We start from the raw sequence: 17,177 nt of genomic DNA, 5'->3' as shown, positions 1-17,177 counted from the left end.
CATCTACGAAATGGGTACGAAAATACCTTCGCAGACGGCGGAGCCACTCGGTGACCCCAACGTCACTCGCCCACGCACGCTCACTCGGTCGATTCGATGGTTTCGAGCCGAGGATTCTCCCCGGGGAGTGGGTGCGGGCCGAAGCCCTCGATTCCCGACGCGACTCCAAAGGAGTTGTCGAGCGTGAACGCCGGCAACGCCACCCGCTCGGTGAGGAGGGTGCGCGTGGCCGACTCGTACAGGTCGCGGCGCGTTGCGTCGTCCGTCGTGCGGCGGGCGTCGCGCAGGGCGTTCATCACGTCCTCGTTCTGGTAGAACGCCCCGTTGGTTCGCCCCTCTGCGTTCTCGTGGAACAGCGGGTACAGGTAGGTGTCCGGGTCCGGCCCACCCGCCCACGCGTCCACGAAGATGTTGTACTCACTGGGACTCCCCGAGACGATTTTCTCGCGGAACTCCTTCCACGGGTACTTCTCGGTGCGAGCGCGGTAGAAGCCGATTTCTGCGAGGCCGTGGGCGAGTTCTTCGGCGATTTTCTCCCGCAACAAGTCGTGTTTCGGCACGGCAATCGTCGGTGCCCAGTTGCCCACGTCTGCCTCTTTCAACAGCTGTTTTGCCTTCTCCTTGTTCTTCGCGCGCGGAATGGACTGCCACTCCTCGACCGGCAGGTCCCACTCGGCGGCCAGTTGTGGCGGGAGGAGACCGTACTGGCGACGGCCAATTGGGCCGACGAACGTCTCGGTCACCGTGTCGAGGTCCACGAGGGAGTCAATTGCCTTGCGAACCTTCGGGTCGGCCGTCGGCCCCTCGTTGCAGTTGAAGCCGATGTAGTGGGCGAGGTAGCCCTCCTGTAGAGCCGTGTCCGCGTTCGAGAGGTCCTGCGTCACGCTCCAGAGCCCCGGATTGACGCGCTCTACGATGTCGTTTTGCCCCGTCTTCAGACTCGTTGTCCGAGCGAGGTCCGAGTGGTTCTGGACGAATCGCGCGTGTTCAAGTGACGGGTTTGTCTCGCCCCAGTACTCCGTCCAATGGGTGAGCGAGACGTGCTCGCCGGGTTTGGCCGTCTCCACCTCGTAGGGGCCGGAACCAACCGGTTTCTCGTGCGCGAACATTTCGGGGTTCGACTCGCGCACCGCCTTGGGCACGATTCCACGAGTCAGAGCGTGGTCCATCGCCGGGTAGGGGTTCTTGAGGTGGAACGCCACCGTCTGCTCGTCGCGGACCTCGATGTGGTCGATGGGCCGCACCTGCCACATATCGGGGCGCTCCTCCTCGCGGACGGCGCGATACGAGTAGGCCACGTCCTCGGCGGTGACCGCAGTTCCGTCCTGGAATGTCGCCCCGTCTGTGAGTTTCACGATGTGTGTCTTCCCGTCGTTTTCCACCGTTGGTGTCCCCGCCGCGAGTTCCGGGACGAGGTTCATGTCGTGGTCGTAGCGATACAGGCCCTCGAACACGTTGGTCGCCACGGACGCAGACCACGGGTCTGCAATCCGAACCGGGTCGAGCGACTTCGGTGCGAGCGCCTGTGCATACCGGATGGACGCGTTTGCGTCAGTTCCGAGCACGCTCGAACAGCCAGCCAGCGCGGACACGCCCGCGAGGCTGCCGACTCCTTTGAGAACGGTGCGTCTGCTGAGATCGCTGTTTTCAGACATGATTACTCACCCGACAGCCACGGCAGCACGTCTTCGATTGGTTCTCGCTCGAAGTACAGCAGTTCGACGCCGATGACCGCCACCCCGATGAGGAGGACGGTGACGAACATCCCCGGACTGTTGAGATAGAGGTCGTAGAGCAACAGCGGGAAGAACGCCGCCGTGCCCACGAGACCAACCATGGGTATCGGCGTGAGGAGGTCTAACTGGTCGCGCTTGGCGAATGCGAGGTAACTCATCCCGCCGAACACCGCGATGAAGGCCAACGAGGCGAAGGAGGTGATGCTTTTGAGACTTCCCATCACGGCGAACCCGGCAGACAGCACGCCGAGGATGACCACGATGCGCTTTGGAATTTCGCCGTCGCCACTCCCGCCTATCTTCTCGGGCAGGAGTCCCCGGTCGATGAGGTTCCGGGAGAACAGCGCGCTCGAAAACAGGGTAGCGTTGACCGCACTCGCCGTCGAGAACAGCGCGGAGATGCCGATGATGAGCGCGCCGACGGTCCCCATGAACTGGAGACCGGCGTACAGCAGCGACACCTCGGGCGAGACGGCGATGGTCGAAATATTGAGTAGGCTCACCGTCGTCAGCGCGACGAGGATGTAGAGCGCCGTCGCCACGGGAATCGAGATGTAGATGGCCTTCTTGATGTTCGCTTTTGGCTTCTCGAACTTGTCCTGGTCGTACAGGAGGAGTTGCCACCCTTGGAACGCGACGAACGACATCGCTGCGCCGAGGATGGGGTCTCGAATCGACATCGAGGAGAGACCGAAGGTGAGTTTCTGGACGTGAAAGGCGTGGTACACCCCCCAGAGGCCGAAGATGCCGATGACGACCACCTTGATGAAGGTGAGAACGTCCTCTGCTTTCCCCGTCTCGGACGCGCCGATGAGGTTGAGGCCGACGAACACCCCGATGAGGAGCACCGAGACGGCGTTCGCCACGGGAATCCCAGACAGGTGGAGTCGGCCGATAAGTTCCGAGAAAAACGAGGAGAAGGCGTAGGCGTAGAGCGCCATCGACCCGACGTACCCGAACAGGAGGGTCCACCCGGTCATGCCGGCGAGCGTTGAGTTGCCCACCAGCTCCTCGATGTAGGTCGGTGCGCCCCCGTGGTCGTCCACGAGGCCGTTCAGTTTGACGTAGCTGTACCCTGCGCACATGGCGACGATACCCGCGGTGAGCCACGCGAGCCACGCCACGTCTCCGGAGATGGCGACGACGATACCGAACGCTGAGTAGATTCCGCCGCCGATCATCCCGCCGAGCGCCATCGCGACCGCTTCTTTGAGTGAAAGCTGTCCCATATTCTGTGTTCGTCTGCAACCGCTCATCGGTCGTCAACCGATTCCCCACCGTCCGTGTGTCGGGCAGGAAGATTGGGACTACATTAATGGCTATGGCCAACCCGTCAGGTGACGCCGCCCTGTCGCGGTTTGAACCTTGCATATGCAACGTCGTCTACGATTTCCGCGAGCACGTCCACGACGTGCCACACGTCTTCGAACGTCGAATAGAGCGGGGCCGGACACACCCTGACAACGTTCGGCGGCCTGAAGTCGACGATGACGCCGCGCGCTTTGAGCGCGAGCGAAATACGGTAGGCCTCGTCGTGTTCGAGCGCGATGTGCCCGCCGCGGCGGGCGTGGTCGCGGGGCGTGCCGACCGTAAATCCACGCGACACCAGTTTCGCGTCTGCGAGTGCGACGAGGGAGTCAGTGAGTGCGAGCGACTTTTCTCTGACCGCCTCGATTGTGGTTTCCTCGAAAATGTCGAGCGCACCAGAGAGCGGGGCAGCAGAAAGAATCGGGATGGTGCCGATTTGCCACGCACCCGCCGAGGCTGCGGGCGTAAACTCGTGGCGCATCTCGAACTGCGTTGCCTTGTCGTGGCCCCACCAGCCGGCGAGCGCGGGCGTCGTGCCGAAGTACCGAGCGTTGACGTAGAGGCCCGCGATAGCCCCCGGTCCGGCGTTCAGGTACTTGTAGGAACACCAGACAGCGAAGTCCACGTCCCACCCCGAGAGGTCGTGGGGGAGCGCGCCGACCGAGTGGGCGAGGTCGAATCCGGCGAGCGCGTCGTGGTCGTGGGCCGCCTGCGTGATGCGTTCTACGTCGAGCAACTGGCCGCTGCGATACAGAACCGAGGGCATGAACACGATGGCCGTGTCGTCGTCGATGGCCGCCTCGATGTCGGCTTCGTTGATGGTGCGCCCGTCGCGGCTTTCGACCACCCTGAGCTGGTCGTCAGGGTCGAGTCCGTGCGCGCGGAGTTGTGACTGGATGGCGTAGTGGTCGGTCGGGAAGTCGAGGTCGTTTACGACGACCGTACCCTGATTGTCTGCAAGAAAGGTGCCGATGAGCGTATGGATGTTGACCGTTGTGGAATTGGCGACGACGACTTCGTCGGGCGATGCGCCGACGAGCGGGGCGAGGCGTGCGCCCAACTGCTCGCCGTAGTGAAACCAGTCTGGGTCTGCGTCCGTCCAGCCGCGGATGGCAAGGTCACGCCACTCATCGACTGCCATAGAAAGGGTGCGTTCTGCGTCAGTGGAGGCGAGGCCGAGCGAGTTGCCGTCCATGTACCACTCGTCTTCGCGCGTGTGAAACCGCTCGCGCAGGTGGGCGAGGTCGTCGGCCGCATCGCGTTCGTGGGCGGCAGAAAGCGAGGTGTCCATACGCGACCCACGGCCTGCTGTGAGAAAGCGTTTGATTACCCAGCGTCGGGGCCTCTCCGTCCAGTCACGTCCGCGATTCTGAGCACGGCCCGACGAATCGTCGTCACCTCGTCGCTCTCCGGAAACAGACTGGGGTACCACGCGTTGTCGTCCATGAGCGCGTCCATGTCGCCGTACTCGCCGTCTTCGACGTGGTCGAGAGGCCCGGTTGCGATGACGCTTTGCCACCGCTCTGGTGAGTCAATGGCGAAGGTGACGAAACACGCCTCCTCGGTGGCGTCTGCGAAGGTGAGTTTCTTGCTCGCGTCACCGAACTGGATGAGTTCGAAAAACAGGCGGTCGGTGCCGTCGAACGCGAATGAGACGGGAATGGCGTAGGCACGCCCGCCAGTGGCAAACGAGAGGGTCCCGACGCCCTGGGCGTAGAGGAACTCGACGATCTCCGGGCGGGTCATGTGAAGCCCCTGGCCAACGTCGGGAAGTGCATCGCTCATGATTTGTCACAATGACGTAGGCGGCGAGCAACGATAACCGTCGCCCAGTTAGAGACACTCGTTTACGAAGCCGGTCGCCAGCCACGACTCGGCGCGCTGGAGGCGATACTGCAGGGTCGATTGGGGCACGTCGATTTCGTCTGCGAGTTCTGAGAGCGTCGTCTTGCGAGGGGTTTCGTAATAGCCGTTTGCGACGGCGAGTTCGAGCACTTGGCGTTGTTCGAACGGGAGTTCACAGGCGGTGATGGCCTCGTCGGTCCAGTGAGTCGGATTCGAGAGGTGTGAGAGATTCACGTTGACGCCAGCAGATAGTTCGGCTTGCACGGCGTCGTACAGTTCGCCGACACTCCCGTCAGAGCGCATGAGGATGCGCCACTCGTAGGAGTCGCCGCGGCGTTGAGTTTCGTAGAGCAGGCCCGGGCCGAGGTGTTCGTGGGCGAGCGTCGGCAGGGTGCGACACTCTTCTATCCCTTGGCGGTAGGTGTAGATGGTGGCGCTCGTCGTGTCGGCGGCGAGCAGTTCGTGTTCGCGGTAGGAATCACACGTCGGGTCGTTCAGACACTCGTTGCACCGAGAGGCGTCGGTGAGCAAGTCGGTGAGTTTCGACACCGCCGCTTCCGGCCCGGTGATGCGGTCGAGTCGCCACATGTTGTTGCCGGCAACCGCACAGTCGAGGGATTTTGCGAGGGCGGCCGGATACTCCATAAACACGTCAGCGACGGGGTCGACCCCCGGTTCGTAGGTGAGGCTGAAGACGAACTCTCTCATCGACTATCTTTGGTACACACCAACCTAAGAGCGTATCGGTGCCGGAATCATCGTACGTTCGCATTTCACGCGAATTTCGGCTGTAATTGCCGTAGAAACGCAGAATTTGAAACAACGGTCACGTCACAGTAAGCAGGTGACATCGATGTTATTTGGTGTATACCAAGCGAGGATATAACCCGAAACAGTCCTGAGCAATGCATGTATTGACACGCCCACCAACCTCCAATCCCTCATTCCCGTGCAACAAGTAACCTCATACAATCAGTCAGAACAGACGAAGCGCACGCCACCTCGCAGTACGGAAACAGAGGTGACCTGTCCCGAGTGTGGAAGTCTGCTCAAGACTGACCACGAACACGGCGAACGCCACTGTGAGTCGTGTGGTCTCGTCGTCGAGGAAGCGGAACTCGACCGCGGCCCGGAGTGGCGCGCGTTCGACTCGGCAGAGCGCAACCAGAAGTCCCGCGTCGGTGCGCCGATGACGAAGATGATGCACGACAAGGGGCTTTCGACCACCATCGATTGGCAAGACCGCGACGCCCGCGGGAACACGCTGAGCGCACGAAAGCGAAAGCAACTCGGCCGCCTGCGGATGTGGGACCGCCGGACGAAAACCCGCAATGCCCGCGACCGCAACCTCCGGCAAGCCCTCGGCGAAATCGACCGCATGGCGAGTGCGCTTGGCCTCCCGAAAGCCATCCGCGAGACGGCGTCGGTCATCTATCGACGCGCCCTCGAAGAAGACCTGCTCCCCGGCCGGTCCATCGAAGGCATGGCGACCGGGTCGCTCCACGCCGCCGCCCGACAGGCGGGCAATCCACGAACCGTAGACGAAGTGGCCGCCGTCACGCGCGTCGATGAGATGGAGTTCCAGCGCGCCTACCGCTACATCGTCCGCGAACTCGACTTGCAGATTGCGCCGCCAGATCCCGTCAGCTACGTCGGCCGCTTTGCCTCCGGCTTAGACGTGAGCGACGAAACCGAACGGCGCGCCCGCCAACTGCTCGAAACCGCAAAGCACGAGGGGATTCTGAGCGGTAAGTCGCCGGTCGGCCTCGCTGCGGCGTCGATCTACGCCGCTGGCCTGCTCACGAACGCCGAGATTACGCAGGCAGAAGTGAGCGAGGTCGCAGACATCAGCGAAGTCACCATCCGCAACCGCTACCGCGAACTTCTGAAAATAGACCAGGACGCCGCGACAGCCTAATCGCGGCGCAACCAGCCGAACACATTCAGTTTCATTTTGCAACCTGGTTCTAATCCGAACCTCTATAGTGGCTGGGTGCACAGAACAGCGTAGAGACCGACATGCAAAGTCACGACACAGACGAAGAGAAGTATTCGGAGGACGCGTGTGTCGTCATCGACTCCCTCCAACAGATTGGCTCCCAGTGGCGACTCATCGTGCTCCACGACCTCCAAGAGGGCGAAAAGCGGTTCAACGAACTCAAACGCTCGACCGATGCGAGTTCGCGCACCCTCTCTCGTGTCTTAGATGACCTCCAAGAGACCGGCTTCGTAAACCGCCGACTCGAAGAGGACGCGCCTGTGGCGACCTACTACAGCCTGACCGAGAAGGGCGCATCGCTGTTTCCCGTGTTTGAGGAAATCGAACGCTGGGCAAACGAGTGGCTCGACACCTCGATTATCGAACCGGCCGACGACTGATGGTGCCACAGTTCGACCCACCAGATTCCCTAAATAGCGCCAGCCCGAAATCCCGCCAGTGACGACAGACGTTCCCACCGAGAAACCACCCCGTCCCGTCCACCTTGAACGCGCAGCAGACCTCGACGCGCTCGTCGCCGCACACGACCTCGTGCTCGTGGATTTCTACACCAAGGGCTGTACGCTCTGTCAGAGCATCGAGCCGGTGCTCGGTACCGTCCACCGCGCGGGCGATGCCGTCGTCGCGCTCATCAATCCAATCACCGACATCCAACTGGTCGAACAGTACAACGTGAGAAGCGTGCCAACCCTCCTGCTATTCAAAGACGGCGAAGTGGTGGGCCGTCTCGCAGAGGGGTTTCAGGGCGCAGAACAGATACTCGAGTTCATCGACGCAGCCTAAATTTTTTATCGGAACCCGAGACCAGCAGGCCATGCAATGGTCTCCGTCCAGCCCCCCGCACGTACCGTCCAAAACCCACCCCGCAACGCGAGGCGGTGAGCCGTGGGACACCGCGCCCTCGTCGCCTACGAACAGCCAGATGGCACCCACACCCTCCACTACTCCCAATGGGGTGCCCTCGGCTTTCGACTGGTCGAAGCGATTACAGAAGCGACGCCCTTTGGCCCCCAAGAGGCGGTCGAACCCGCCCCGCGCGAAACGGGGCTCTCGCTCGCAGACATCCTCACAGAGCACCTCGATTTCCTCGCGCACGAAGCGTGCTACCTCGTCAGCCCCGATTTCGAGGTGACCGCCTACCTTCCCGTCTGGTTCGGCCTCGAAACCAGCGATGAAGTGGTCGGAAACGGCGCGCTCATCCCCGTCGTCTTTCGAGACGGCGAACCCGTTGACGTGGGCTACGTCGAAGGCTGGGTCGACGGCGCGAAAGCCTGTCTGCGCGCCCACCGTGAGGAGTGTGGGTTCACCGCAGAAACCAGCCAGACCTTCTTCGAGGCTGCGCTCCTCGAGTGGTTCGGCGAGAACTGTATCGTTCCACAGAAACGAGCGTGACCGCAGCAGGCGGTTTTTATGCCACGCCGCGCAAATCACCCGCAGTGACGACGACAGACGAGGATACCACCCCCCGCACGCTCACTGCCCCGACCGCGACCGCGGCCCGCGATTTCCTCCGCGCCGCCATCGAGCGCGGCGAGTTGGTGACCGTCTTCGGTCGGTGTACGGTCGAGTACGACGGTCGCGCGTCGAGCTATCTCGGTCCCGGCGACCGCCACGTCATGCTCAAACCCGACGGCTCGTTGCTCGTTCACACCGCAACAGGCCAAAAGCCGGTCAACTGGCAGCCGCCGGGCTGTACGCACGAACCGAGCGTCTGTGACGACTCACTCCAGATTCGAAGCCTCCGCACGACGCCCGCAGAAGAACTCAGTGTCACCTTCGAAGCCGTCGAGCAACTGTCCGCGTTCAGCCTCAGCGACGAAAGCGACCTCGATGTTTCGGGCACGGAAGCCGACTTGAAACAGCGCATCCTCGATGACCCGTCGCTCATCGAACCGGGCTTCCAACCGCTCGCAACCGAACGAGAGACGCCAGCAGGCGCGGTGGACATTTTTGGGAGAGCAGCAGACGGCACGACCGTTGTGGTAGAGCTAAAGCGGCGGCGCGTCGGCCCGGATGCGGTTGGCCAGTTGGCGCGCTATGTCGATGCGCTCAGACGCGACCTACATACAGACGCAACGATTCGCGGGATTCTCGTCGCCCCGTCGGTGACCGACCGGGCGCGCGACTTACTCGACGAGAACGGACTCGAATTCGTTGCCCTCGAACCCGAGTAGTCAGTCGAGCTCGTTTTTGAGATTGTGGAGGACGGTCATCGCCTCAAGCGGCGTCGTGTTTGCGAGGTCAACGTCTCTGAGCAGGGCTTCGAGGCGGTCGTCTGCGTCGGCTACAGATGACTCCGGGTGCGCGTGCGCTGACGCAGCATCGAGGAGTTCTCGTGAGCGTTCGACAACCGAGTCGGGTAGCCCCGCCGCGGTTGCTACCTCGACGCCATACGAGGCGGTCGCCGCCCCCGGCGAAAGATTGTGCTGGAACTCGACGTCGCCGTCCGTTTGGGTGGCCTCGAAGTGGAGGTTGTGCACGCCCGAAAAGTCCGCAGCGAGCGCCGTCAGGTCGTGATGGTGGGTGGCGAACAGCGTTCGTGCGCCGAGTTCGTCGTGGAGATGCTCCGTTACCGCCTGCGCGATGGCGAGGCCGTCGGTCGTGCTCGTCCCGCGGCCCACCTCGTCTAGGAGGACGAGCGAGGAGTCGGTCGCTTCGCGGAGAATATCTGCGACTTCGGTCATCTCGACCATGAACGTCGAACGTCCGCCCGCGATGTCGTCAGACGCCCCGACGCGCGTGAAGATGCGGTCTGTGAGTTCGATTTCAGCACCCGCGGCGGGGACGAAACTCCCTATTTGCGTGAGGATGGTGATGAGCGCGACCTGGCGCATATACGTCGATTTCCCGCTCATGTTCGGGCCGGTGAGGATGGCGAATCGGTTCTCGCTATCGAGGTGCGTATCGTTCGGGACGAACGATGGCTTGGTTCGCTCGACAACCGGGTGGCGACCGCCCTCGATGTGAATCCCATCACTCCCGAGGTCGGGGCGCGTGTAACCGTGTTTCGCCGCCACGTCCGCGAGCGAGACGAGCACGTCGAGAGTGGCAAGCGTGTCCGCAACCGCCTGAATCCGCGCCGATTCGGTGGCAATGTCGGTGCGAATCTCGCGGAACAACTCGTGTTCGAGTTCGTCTGCGTGCTGTTCGGCGCGGAGAATCTCGTCTTCGCGTGCTTTCAGGTCGGGCGTGTAGAAACGCTCTGAGTTTTTGAGCGTCTGACGACGCTGGTAGTTCTCTGGCACCTTTTCGATGTTCGGATTCGTCACCTCAATGTAGTAGCCGTGTACCTGATTGAAGCCGACTTTGAGCGAGCCAATGCCGGTGCGTTCGCGCTCTTTCGCTTCGAGAGCGCGTATCCACTCTTTGCCCGAGTGTTCGGTGTCTCTGAGGTCGTCTAAATCGTCGTCATAGCCGGGTTTGATGACGCGGCCTTCGGTGATCTCGACTGGCGGGTCTTCGCGGATGGCCCGCTCAATGAGATTGCGAATCTCGGGCAGGTCATCGAGGCCGTCTCTGAGCGACCCGAGTTTGTCTGCCTCGCAGTCACGCAAGAGGTCGCGCAGGTGGGGAACCACGTCGAGGGTCTGTTTGAGCGAGCGAAGGTCGCGGGCGTTCGCGCGACCACGGGCAATTCTTCCGATGAGCCGTTCGATGTCGTACACGTCGCGGAGGTGGTCGTGGGCGGCTTCTCGCGTCTGGAGCGCCGTCGTCAATTCAGCCACCGCGTCCAACCTGGCTTCGATGCGTTCTTCGTCAACCAACGGGCGACGGAGCCACGCCTTCAGCTTGCGACTGCCGAGCGCGGAGGCAGTCTCGTCTAAGATGCCGACGAGGGTCGCGTCGCGCGCGGCGTGGACGGCGCGCGGTTCGAACAGTTCGAGGCTGCGCAGGGCAACGGGGTCGAGCAGGAGGTACTCGCGCGGGTCGTAGCGCGTGAGGTGGTTGAGGTAATCGAGGTGGCCGTCTTCGCCGCCGCGGGTGTACTCGGCGTAGGCGAGCAACGCGCCACACGCCTGAATCTCGGCGCTTCCGGCGAGCAGGGCGTCTGGCGGGCCGAAGTATTCGGCGACTCGTTCGCGGGCGGCGTCGGTCTCGAAAATATCGTCAGAAACCGGCGTCACCATGCAGTTTGCGTCGAACAGGTCTTCGTCGACGCCGGGGCCGACGATGGCCTCTGCGGGCGAAAAGCGGCCGAGTTCGTCGCGGATGGCGTCGAGCGACCGCGCGCTCGTGGCGAGGAACTCGCCGGTCGAAACGTCGAGCAGGGCGAGCCCGTAGCCCGCCGTCAGACAGGCGACGTAGTTGTTGTCGTCGGTTCGCAACAATTCGTCTTCGGTGAGGGTCCCCGGCGTGATGATGCGTGTGACCGCGCGGTCAACGATGCCGGAGGTTTCTGCGGGGTCTTGGACCTGGTCTGCGATGGCGACGCGAAAGCCCGCGTCGAGCAGTTTTACGACGTAGGAGGCCGCGTTGTCGATTGGCACGCCGGCCATCGGATACCGGCCGGTGCTGTCTTCACGGGCGGTGAGGGTGATATCGAGCAGCCGTGAGATGGTCTCCGCGGCGTCACAGAACGCCTCGTAGAAGTCGCCGACTTGGAACAGGAGCAGACAGTCGTCGTACTGACCCGTTAGCTCGAAATACTGGGCCATCATCGGCGTCAGCTCGTCTTCGTTTGCGGCCATCTGTTCGGGTGGCCCAAGCGCCCCATCCATATACGAACGAGTCGGCCCGTGTGTCAAAAAGGCTCTCGGCTTAGAACTCGCGTGGAGAGTGGTTCAACCGTTCGTGGCCGTCTTCGGTGACGACCACGAGGTCTTCGATGCGGATGCCGAACTCGCCGTCGAAATACACGCCCGGTTCGACGCTGAACACCATGCCCGGTTCCAGTTTCGTCTCGTTTCCGGAGACGATGTACGGGTCTTCGTGGACGTTGAGGCCGACCCCATGGCCCGTCCGGTGGATGAACTGCTCGCCGTAGCCAGCCTCGGTGATGATGTCGCGGGCAACGCGGTCGATTGACGCCGCGGTGACACCGGGTTCGACCGCTTCGACGGCGGCTTCTTGGGCGGCTTTGACCGCGGAAAAGGCGGCTTCGAAGCCTTCGGGTGGCTCGCCTGCGAACACGACGGTTCGCGTCTGGTCGCTCGGATAGTGGGCTGCGAACACGCCAAAGTCGAGGACGACGGGGTCGCCTGCCTGTATTTCGCGGTCGCCGTGGCGGTGGTGTGGCTTCGCGCCGTTCGGTCCCGATCCGACGATAACGTCGAACGAGAGCGCGTCGCCACCGGCCTCGATACACAGATTCTCGATGTGGCGGGCGAGTTCGGCTTCGGTCATGCCGAGGGCGTCGTCGCCCATCTCCCGAACCTGTTCGCTTACCGTATCAGCGATTTGCCCGGCGTGGCGCATCGCGTCGAGTTCTGCCGCGTCTTTTCGCATTCTGAGCGGTGCGAGAACCGTGCTTGCGAGGCCGAACGTCGCACCGGGAGCCGCCCTGCGGAGGTCTTGGGTGAAGCGTGCCCACATCTGGTCGTCAACGAGGAGATCTCCGGCGACGATGTCGAGGTCGATGAGGACGTTTTCGACGAGCTTTCGCGGGTCGTCGCCGTCCGCCCACGTCCGCACGTCTTCGACCCACGAGGCAGCTCGAATCTGGCCTTCGTACAGCTCCGGGGCGATGAAGATGGGGTCACCCTCGCGCGCGAGAATGAAAAAGAGGTGGCGCTCCATCGGTTCGTCGTGAAATCCGGAGAGGTAGTACATGTTCTCGCCGGGAAAACAGATGAGGGCGTCCGCGTCCGCGGCAGTGAGTGCATCCTGACAGACGCGTGTGCGTCGCTCGAAAGCGTTCATACGCGGAGTTTGCGGCGAGGGGGCAAAGTCGTACGGACTATGCACGACCGACACACGTCGGTGCCCGGCGAGAGGTGAGAGAGAAAAAAAGCCGAGCTAATCTTGCGGCGCGATTTCGACGGCAACCTCGTTCGTCCGCATGAACGGCGGCGTCCACGGGTCGTTGTACTGGAGCAAGAACGGTTCGCCGCGAACCTCGACTTCGTGGGCGGCGAGCGTTTCGAGCAGTGCGCGCTTTTCGCGGGCCGTCCGTTTCTCGGTCGCGTACCACGAAAACGAGCGGACTGCAAGGCTTCGCGGCACTTCGACCACCAACGAAACGGTCGGATTCGTTGGCTTTGGCACGGCCGCAGGCGTGTATTCTCGGGGCAGATAGAACCCCATCGTCACTAACTCCTCGTCCGTTGTGGCACGCGGTGGCGTGGTCATCGAGAGGGCGCTGGTGTGGGTTCTGACCGGCGTGGTCATCGAGAGCTTTGCCGCGCCCTGATTCTCGCCGGAGATGTATTCGAACAGCCGACGAAACGCGATGGTTTCGTTCGGTGCTCTGGTCTCTGCGAGGATGACTTCGGGATAGGAGCGAAGTTCGACGCCATCGACGGTTCGCTGTACGGTATACGTGACGCGGTCAGCCGACCGCTTGCTATAGATGCCCCACGCTGCCCAGAGCGTGAGTGCGCAGGCTGCAGACGCCGCCGCGAGTTTCGCCGTTCGGTTCACGACTGCTGTAGGCGTGGGGAGGCGATAAGTGCAGATGCCGATTCAGACGCCTTCGACGAGGCGGTCTAACTGCTCTGGGGGCACCGCACCGCGGGCGGCGTAGCCGTCGTAAGCGAACGTTGGCACGCCCGTGACGCCGTATTCGTGGGCTTCTGAGAATTTCGCAAACACCTGCTCGCGCAGCGTCTCGTCGTCAAGGGCGAGTTCGAGTTCCTCCGGGTCGATTCCCGCGTCTGCTGCGAGCGACAGGAGCACGTCGCGGTCGCCAATGTCCTTGCCCTCCTGCCAGAGTGCGGTGAAGATGGCTTCGTCGAAGTCGAGCCACAGGTCTGGATACTCCTGTTTGACGTAGAACGAGGCTAGCTGCGCGGGCAGCGAGTCGATATCCGTTGCGAGGTCGAGCGTCATCTCGACGTCGTATTTTTCCTGGAGTCGGCGGACGTTCTCTTTCGCCTGTGCGTAGTAGTCCTCGTCCTTGCCGTCATCGACCGAGAAGTCGATGGTGCCGTCCGGATTGCGCTTTTGGCTGCGCAAGTCGAACGGATGCCAGTCGATGTCAAGCGGTTCCTCACGCGAGTCTTGATACTGGTTGAGCGAGTGGCGGCCGAGATAACAGAACGGACAGACGTAGTCCGAAAAGACGGTGATGGATTCTCCTTCGTGGCTCATCGTGTTCGTGGTCTAGGGAGGCACGCCAAAGAGGCTTGCCCGGCTGTGCGCTGGCTCAGTGGAATGAGTTGTGCAGGGTTAATCAGCGGTGTGGGCCATCTCTTGGCTGTCGCTCCCAACCGAGTCGCGGCTGTGCAGCCAGTACAATACGATGAAGAACGCCGTGGCGAGCACGTTCAACACCAGCTTGTAGTTCATCTCGATTTTCACCTCTGCGACCTGCGCACTCTGTGGGTCGGGGATGATGCCGAGTCCGAGGAACAGGAAGTGGATGACGACACCCACGACCACCGAGGTGAGGAAGATGAGCCCCGAGAGAATCGCGGCGAATTTGGTGCCGTAGTACTCGCGGTAGGCGTCCATGATGGGCGGGACGATGAGGTCTGCGTAGATGTACGAGAGCACCGACCCGAACGGCAGGCCGTTCGTCCAGAGGACGGTGCCGAAGGGGACGTTCCCGACCGAGCAGACGAACGTTGCGACGCCGACGATGGCTCCGAGTGCGGCCGTCCAGACGATGAATACGGGTGCGCCGTTTGCGCCGCCGGAGAAGATGCTCGTCCAGACGCTCTGGGGGATGAATCCGGCGATGAGGCCGGCGAAGATGAAGCCAATCGCAATCTCGTCCCAGAGCATGCCCCACTCTTTCCACTGCTTGTCGGCGAGGGCTTTCCACCCCGCGAGCGACGTGGCTTGCTCTCGAATGGTCGTGTTCGCTTCTTCGGGGTCGAAGCTCTCCTTACACGACTGCGAGCAGAAGTAGTAGGTCGTCCCGTCGTGGGTTACGCTGAACTCCGTCTCTTCAGGGTTGACCTCCATGCCACAGACTGGGTCTTCGGCTGTCGGCTCGCCGTCTTGCTGTGCGTTCTCGCGCGCCGTTTCGATGACCTCGTCTGGGACGAAATAGACGAACGCGGCCGCCATGAGGCCGATGAGGAGGAAGCCGCCGAGGAAGTCTGCGACCAGAAACTCCCAGCCGAGGAGAATCCAGATGACGGCACCGATTTCGATGACGAGATTGGTGGAGGCGAACATGAACGCCCCGAGCGCGGCGGCCGCAGAAGCGCCGTTCTTAAACAGGTTTTTCGCGGTCGCAATGGCGCTGTAGGAGCACGACGAGGAGACGAAGCCGAAAAAGGCACCAGCGCCGATTTCGCGGGCACCGTGTCCGGCGAGTAGGTCTGCGATGTCGTCAGAGTTGACCCACGCCTCGACGCCGCCTGCGATGGCGAAGCCGATGACGAGCGCCCACCACGTAATCCACGCCATGGCCACCGTCGTCGTCGCGGCTGTGGTCGCGCTTTCTATGAAGAACGTGTCCAAGGGTTGGTTCGTGGTGACGACACCGATTCCCACCACGGCCAGTGCGATTGCGGTCAAGAGGGCGTATTCCCAGCGGTCCATGGTAGCGGTGTATCCATATGTTGGGGAGACTACCCTAATGCGGTTGTGGCTTCGAAAATAAATTAGAAGGGGCGATGTATGCTAGGTTCTAAACCCGTGAGTTGGCTTAGGGGCGATCTGTTTCGAGCCGCCGTTTTCGCTCGTCGTACTCCTCGTCGGTCAGGTCGCCCCGTGCGTAGGCAAGTCTGAGTTCATCGAGGGCACGGTCGCTTCCCTGCGTCCCGGTCACCGCCCGCACGAGCAGGTAGCCGCCGGCGAGGATGGCGACGAAGAACAGGAGCTGCATCAGGAAGCCAGCGGCCACCATCCAACCGGGAACCGTTCCGCTGTTCATGCCAAAGCCGCCACCCCAGACGCCGCCCATCATGGGGCCATAGCCCATCAGTCCAAAGCCCATGAGGAGGGCCGGAAGGATGAGAAACGCGGCGAGAATGACGAGCGCCACCCAGAGCAATTGTCGTTGTGAAGATGCTGTGGTCATGGGAATCACCAGTGTATGGTCTACAAGAGAAGATACGCGCGGATATCTCAATAGACTTACCCCTTCGATTCAACGGGATTGGTGCCTGCAAATCTCGGATTCGAAACTGCAGTGCGTAAAAATCAGCCCATGCCGTGAGAGAGTGGGGAGGTTACTCGCTCATGGCGTGCGTTCGAGATGCCTCAACGTCCGACTCCCCGCGCGAGAAGTAGCTTGCGAGCGCTGGGCCGGTGACGTTGTGCCAGACGCTGAACAGCGCTGGGACGAGCGCGGCGGTCGGGCTGAAAAACGCCGTGGCGAGCGCGACGGCCAACCCGCTGTTCTGGAGGCCGACTTCGAACGTACAGGTGCGCACCCGGTCTTCGTCCATGCCCGCGAGGCGGCCAACGCCGTAGCCCGCGCCGAGGCCGATGGCGTTGTGGGCGACGACGGCGACGAGGACGGCCGCGCCAGCAGTCAGAATGTTCTCGACGTTCAGGCCGACGACGGCCGCGACGATGGCGACGATGGTGGCGACGCTCACGAGCGGGAAGATGTCGAGTCCGGCTTCTGCGACCTCGGGAGCTTTCTCATCCAAAATGTAGCGCAGCGCGAACCCGAGGACAACGGGGATGAAGACGATTTGGACGATGCTCGTAAACAGGCTCATGAACGTCACGTCGAGCGATTCGCCCGCGAGGAGGACGACCCACGCGGGCATGATGAGCGGCGCGGCGAGTGTCGTCACCGTCGTGATGGCGACCGAAAGGGCAACGTCGCCTTTTCCGAGATAGGCCATCACGTTCGACGCCGTGCCACCGGGGGCCGCGCCGACGAGGATGACGCCGATGGCAAGCTCTGGAGGCAGTGAGAGGACGATGGTCAGCGCGTAGGCCGCAAGCGGCATCACAATCCACTGGGCGAGCGCGCCGATGGCAACGTCGCGCGGCTCTTCGGCGAGTCTGCGGAAGTCAACCGGACGCAAGGTGAGGCCCATGCCGAGCATGATGAGGCCAAGTCCGGGGGCGATGAGGCCACGACTCGCAATCCACGTAAACAGCGACGGTTCTGCGAGCGCGATACCCGAAAAGAGGAGCACCCAGAGGACGAAGTAGTCGCTTGCGAGGCCACTGATTCGACGGATTGCACCGAGAGCGCTCATCTGTAAACCACCAGA

17 protein-coding genes are annotated in these 17,177 nt (G+C 62.3%); 5 read left to right on the top strand and 12 right to left on the bottom strand.

Features of this window, described 5'->3' with window-relative positions; translation table 11 throughout:
• Nucleotides 1-80: 80 nt before the first annotated feature.
• From V5N12_RS05035 to V5N12_RS05015, 5 genes are all read right to left on the bottom strand, one after another.
• Nucleotides 81-1,655 carry an ABC transporter substrate-binding protein gene (locus tag V5N12_RS05035; RefSeq protein WP_332898058.1) on the bottom strand — a complete coding sequence of 525 codons (1,575 nt, stop codon included), beginning with the start codon at nt 1,653-1,655 and terminating at the stop codon, nt 81-83.
• 2 nt (nt 1,656-1,657) lie between these two features.
• Nucleotides 1,658-2,965, bottom strand: coding sequence for an APC family permease (locus V5N12_RS05030; RefSeq protein ID WP_332898057.1), 1,308 nt, complete (start codon nt 2,963-2,965; stop codon nt 1,658-1,660).
• Between the two features lie 104 nt (nt 2,966-3,069).
• Nucleotides 3,070-4,335 carry a kynureninase gene (kynU, locus tag V5N12_RS05025; RefSeq protein WP_332898056.1) on the bottom strand — a complete coding sequence of 422 codons (1,266 nt, stop codon included), beginning with the start codon at nt 4,333-4,335 and terminating at the stop codon, nt 3,070-3,072.
• A gap of 35 nt (nt 4,336-4,370) precedes the next feature.
• Nucleotides 4,371-4,829: a pyridoxamine 5'-phosphate oxidase family protein gene (locus V5N12_RS05020; RefSeq protein ID WP_332898055.1), complete on the bottom strand. Its 459-nt coding sequence runs from the start codon at nt 4,827-4,829 to the stop codon at nt 4,371-4,373.
• A 48-nt stretch (nt 4,830-4,877) separates the two neighbouring features.
• Nucleotides 4,878-5,597 (bottom strand): helix-turn-helix domain-containing protein, encoded by a 720-nt coding sequence (locus V5N12_RS05015; protein WP_332898054.1) that lies wholly within the window; start codon nt 5,595-5,597, stop codon nt 4,878-4,880.
• A gap of 241 nt (nt 5,598-5,838) precedes the next feature.
• On the opposite strand from V5N12_RS05015, the gene V5N12_RS05010 reads away from it, so the two are divergent.
• From V5N12_RS05010 to nucS, 5 genes are all read left to right on the top strand, one after another.
• The gene (locus tag V5N12_RS05010) at nt 5,839-6,807 is read left to right on the top strand and encodes a transcription initiation factor IIB (RefSeq protein ID WP_332898053.1); all 969 of its coding nucleotides are present in this window, start codon (nt 5,839-5,841) and stop codon (nt 6,805-6,807) included.
• Between the two features lie 101 nt (nt 6,808-6,908).
• Nucleotides 6,909-7,268 (top strand): winged helix-turn-helix transcriptional regulator, encoded by a 360-nt coding sequence (locus tag V5N12_RS05005; protein ID WP_332898052.1) that lies wholly within the window; start codon nt 6,909-6,911, stop codon nt 7,266-7,268.
• Nucleotides 7,269-7,326: 58 nt separating this feature from the next.
• Nucleotides 7,327-7,671 (top strand): thioredoxin family protein, encoded by a 345-nt coding sequence (locus tag V5N12_RS05000; protein ID WP_332898051.1) that lies wholly within the window; start codon nt 7,327-7,329, stop codon nt 7,669-7,671.
• 102 nt (nt 7,672-7,773) lie between these two features.
• The gene (locus tag V5N12_RS04995) at nt 7,774-8,280 is read left to right on the top strand and encodes a DUF6735 family protein (RefSeq protein WP_332898050.1); all 507 of its coding nucleotides are present in this window, start codon (nt 7,774-7,776) and stop codon (nt 8,278-8,280) included.
• A gap of 44 nt (nt 8,281-8,324) precedes the next feature.
• Nucleotides 8,325-9,062: an endonuclease NucS gene (nucS, locus tag V5N12_RS04990; RefSeq protein ID WP_332898049.1), complete on the top strand. Its 738-nt coding sequence runs from the start codon at nt 8,325-8,327 to the stop codon at nt 9,060-9,062.
• Here nucS and mutS read toward each other — a convergent pair whose 3' ends face one another.
• The 7 genes from mutS to V5N12_RS04955 all read right to left on the bottom strand — a co-directional run bounded on the left by mutS (nt 9,063) and on the right by V5N12_RS04955 (nt 17,162).
• On the bottom strand, nt 9,063-11,606 hold the full coding sequence (gene mutS, locus V5N12_RS04985) for a DNA mismatch repair protein MutS (protein ID WP_332898048.1): 2,544 nt from the start codon (nt 11,604-11,606) through the stop codon (nt 9,063-9,065). It abuts the gene before it with no gap.
• A gap of 40 nt (nt 11,607-11,646) precedes the next feature.
• A complete protein-coding gene (locus V5N12_RS04980) occupies nt 11,647-12,747 on the bottom strand; it encodes a M24 family metallopeptidase (RefSeq protein ID WP_332898047.1) in 1,101 nt (366 codons plus the stop codon).
• Nucleotides 12,748-12,843: 96 nt separating this feature from the next.
• Nucleotides 12,844-13,467 (bottom strand): SOUL family heme-binding protein, encoded by a 624-nt coding sequence (locus V5N12_RS04975; RefSeq protein ID WP_332898046.1) that lies wholly within the window; start codon nt 13,465-13,467, stop codon nt 12,844-12,846.
• Nucleotides 13,468-13,509: 42 nt separating this feature from the next.
• The gene (locus tag V5N12_RS04970; RefSeq protein WP_332898045.1) at nt 13,510-14,136 is read right to left on the bottom strand and encodes a DsbA family oxidoreductase; all 627 of its coding nucleotides are present in this window, start codon (nt 14,134-14,136) and stop codon (nt 13,510-13,512) included.
• A 78-nt stretch (nt 14,137-14,214) separates the two neighbouring features.
• A complete protein-coding gene (locus V5N12_RS04965) occupies nt 14,215-15,540 on the bottom strand; it encodes a permease (RefSeq protein WP_332898044.1) in 1,326 nt (441 codons plus the stop codon).
• A gap of 106 nt (nt 15,541-15,646) precedes the next feature.
• Complete coding sequence (locus tag V5N12_RS04960; protein ID WP_332898043.1) at nt 15,647-16,021, bottom strand: SHOCT domain-containing protein; 375 nt, start codon at nt 16,019-16,021, stop codon at nt 15,647-15,649.
• Nucleotides 16,022-16,172: 151 nt separating this feature from the next.
• Nucleotides 16,173-17,162, bottom strand: coding sequence for a bile acid:sodium symporter family protein (locus tag V5N12_RS04955; RefSeq protein WP_332898042.1), 990 nt, complete (start codon nt 17,160-17,162; stop codon nt 16,173-16,175).
• Nucleotides 17,163-17,177: the final 15 nt, after the last annotated feature.

The organism is Haladaptatus sp. CMSO5 (genome assembly GCF_036689885.1).
GTDB lineage: Archaea > Halobacteriota > Halobacteria > Halobacteriales > Halococcaceae > QDMS2.
This window is presented reverse-complemented; position numbering and strand designations above follow the sequence as displayed.